This window comes from Enterobacter cloacae complex sp. P13B (genome assembly GCF_014895915.1).
Lineage (GTDB): Bacteria > Pseudomonadota > Gammaproteobacteria > Enterobacterales > Enterobacteriaceae > Enterobacter > Enterobacter bugandensis.
In genome coordinates this window covers 1-338 of the sequence record NZ_JADBQN010000069.1, presented here as the reverse complement: position 1 = coordinate 338, position 338 = coordinate 1, and the positions used below count along the sequence as shown (strand labels likewise).

Annotated in this window: 1 protein-coding gene; it reads left to right on the top strand. The window is 64.8% G+C overall.

The features are described from left to right. On the top strand, positions 1–338 hold a 338-nt coding region (locus tag IM273_RS21630), incomplete at both ends, for an Ig-like domain-containing protein (protein WP_193055615.1).

Sequence of the window (338 nt, the reverse complement as noted above, 5' to 3'; positions counted from 1 at the left end):
TCGACGGCGGCGTCACCTGGACCGACGTCAGCGTGAGCGGCCTGACCTGGACCTACGTGGACGGTCGTACGCTGGCCGACGGGGATTACAACTACCAGCTGCGCGTGATTGACGACGCGGGCAACATCAGCGCCACCGCCAGCCAGGTCGTGACGATTGATACGGTTGCGCCGGACGCCAGCAAAACGATCGCTATCGACAGCATCAGCGACGATACCGGCCTGAGCAGCAGCGACTTTATCACCAACGATACGTCCCTGACGCTGCACGGCTCGCTCGGCGCGACGCTGGCCGACGGCGAGTATGCCCAGATCAGCATCGACGGCGGCGTCACCTGG